Source organism: Aminobacter sp. P4_H6_2, assembly GCF_056400805.1.
Map to the genome: position 1 here is coordinate 1 of NZ_JBFUKO010000875.1, position 1,742 is coordinate 1,742.

The 1,742-nt window shown below is 61.2% G+C and carries 2 protein-coding genes; both read right to left on the reverse strand.

From position 1 onward, the window contains the following. Positions 1 to 912, reverse strand: a 912-nt coding sequence (locus tag AC1DUU_RS31190; RefSeq protein WP_476787173.1) for a glycosyltransferase family 2 protein, incomplete at its 3' end; no start/stop codon positions are given. A 293-nt stretch (positions 913 to 1,205) separates the two neighbouring features. Continuing rightward, positions 1,206 to 1,478, reverse strand: coding sequence for an exopolysaccharide production repressor protein (locus AC1DUU_RS31195; protein WP_476787174.1), 273 nt, complete (start codon positions 1,476 to 1,478; stop codon positions 1,206 to 1,208). Positions 1,479 to 1,742: the final 264 nt, after the last annotated feature.

Below are 1,742 nucleotides of genomic sequence, written 5' to 3' on the forward strand. Positions count from 1 at the left end.
GTCCATGACCACACCACCCACGACACCGGCAAAATTCGCCGGAGAGCGAAGAGCAAACGTCGCTGCGTCGGCGAGCCCGCTGGCCGCCTTGAGGTCGAGGAAGCGACGCAGGCGATACTTGTCCCTGACATGGCGCTCGTGCCGGCGTAGCACCGGTTTGAACTCAGCCGCGATTTCTGGATTGCCCAGAAGCGAAAGATCTGTGTCGGCGAGCCGTCGCAAATCTTCAGTGCGATGTCGGCCACTGAGCGATTGCGGCCGCACGACCGCGCCGTAGCCACAGGACCGGATCAGCTTGAAGCGCGCGCCATGCAGCATCGCCCTGGCATAGAGCGCGTAGTCTTCGCCCAGGCGCAGCGATTCATCGTAGCTGAGGCCATGTTCCTCAAGCGTCGCGCGCCGGATCACGGGCTTGAGGAAGCCGAGTTCGCCGCGCTGGGCGCCGCGCCGAGAGATGTTGCCCTTGATGAACTGCACCGGGTCCAGGAACTCTGGAGCAGACACGAAGCTTGGCACCTTGCCCGAGAGAACGTCTCGGGCAGAGTTCGTTTGAACAAAGACGATGTTGTCGGCGATCATGTCCCAGTCGGAGCCGCTCAATAGCTTGTTGAACCTGCCCGGCAGGAAAAAATCATCTGCGTCGAGGATGCTTATCAACGGCGCCTTCGACTGCCTTATGGCCAGGTTGCGTGCGGATGAGGGGCCGCGATTGACTTCGAGCCTCAGCACCAAAAGCCGACCACTGCCATCCCCGGCGGCGCGCGCCACCGCTTCGGTCGCATCGGTCGAGGCATCGTCCACGACCACGACCTCAGCCACTTCGGGCTCACGCAGCGCCGAGGCAATAGAAGTCGCAATCGTCTCCGCCGCGTTGTGCGCGGCAATGATGACACAGACGTCGGTTCCGCTCACGTCGGTTGCCTTTCCGTCACAGTCCCGCCCCGGCCAGAGCTATATTGCACCTGCGAACATGGGAACCCCAACTTTTGTTACGGCGATTCACGTCCCGGCTCGCGGAAGAACGCTCCAGGTCGGGTCACCCCCAGCTCACCAAGGCGTGCAGCCAGATCCCGGTGATCACATCGCGGTGCCCCGATTTTCGCAACAAGCGCAATGCAAAGTACCCGCGTCAGCTCGGGCAACGATTAGCTAGCAGCGATGGTTGTGGAGGAGGTGGCGCGTGATTCCGCCAAGGTCCAATGTGCTCAGTGAGCGCTGCCTTTGGGCGTCAGGTCGTCGGCCGGCACGATCGTGCCGGCCTCTGCTGCAGCCTTCGCGCCATCCCGGCTTTCGAGAGGTTTAGGCGCGCTGCGAAGCACCATCGCAAGGACTGCCAGAAAGTATCCGACCTGCAGAATCACGGCGCAGATGACGATGCGCAGGAAGATCATGCTCCAGCTGGCAGCATCCAGATAAGACCACAGCGCAACGATCACGATCACAATCGCCAGACCGAGGATAAACTTGGGCAAGGTCATTGCGGTTGACCGCCTGCCTGGAGCAGCGGCGTCAGATTCGTCGTGAGTTTACTTGCCATGCCCCTAGCCCTCGCAAGCTTCCGCTAGCGCCCATTTCCCACATCTACCTTGGCACAGACGTATTGATGGCCGGTCAATCCGAGGAACGTCGTGCCATTATATTGGTCGGCCTGGAAGTCAGCAAGCCGAGCACGCTGTCGCAGCTTGCCGAGCAGGTGCTAACAAATGTTGCACTGCACAGAACTTCGAAACGGCGGGTTGCCC

Coding starts and splice junctions, on each gene's coding strand:
- AC1DUU_RS31195 (WP_476787174.1), bottom strand. CDS start 1,478: ATGACCTTGCCCAAGTTTATCCTCGGTCTGGCGATTGTGATCGTGATC.